The organism is Vibrio sp. 1078-1 (genome assembly GCF_033340475.1).
On the sequence record NZ_JAWOWM010000929.1, the window covers coordinates 1 to 514 of the forward strand.

2 pseudogenes are annotated in these 514 nt (G+C 45.7%); one reads left to right on the top strand and one right to left on the bottom strand.

Annotation, left to right across the window (positions count from 1 at the left end):
• Positions 1–292: pseudogene (locus R7190_RS30910) on the top strand (multidrug transporter); the annotation flags it as partial.
• 53 nt (positions 293–345) lie between these two features.
• Here the strand turns inward: R7190_RS30910 and R7190_RS30915 are convergent.
• Positions 346–514, bottom strand: a pseudogene (locus R7190_RS30915) (porin family protein); the annotation flags it as partial.

Below are 514 nucleotides of genomic sequence, written 5' to 3' on the forward strand. Positions count from 1 at the left end.
CGTTTTACTTTGGTGTCTGATCACCGGAAATGATCAAGAGTTGCAAGCGGCTTGGCGAATCCGAAAAAGTGCAAGTATGGCTGGCATTATGATGGCATCGACTTATGGATTGGTTCTGTTTGCGATGACGATGACAGACAACGTGAGCTTAGTTGTCGCGCTGCGCCAGATCAGTATCGTATTTGGTTTATTGATGGGCATTTGGTTGCTTGCGGAAAAATGGTATCTCACCCGAGGTATCGGTGTGGCTTTCATCCTGGCAGGCATTGTGTTGTCTTTAGAAGGTGCTTGAAGCACATAAACTAAAGGCACCGGAATTCAGGTGCCTTAGAAAAGAGGGATGAGTTAGAAACGCATTTGTGCGCCAAACATCACGCCACCAGAATCAAAATCGCTGTTTTTGGCGTAATTGTATTCTAAGTTAAAACCAAAGTGTTTATAGCCCCAAGCGACACCAGCTGCGGCTTCTCCGCCAAGGCTAGACTCGTCATATTCTTTATTCTGGCCATTGTTT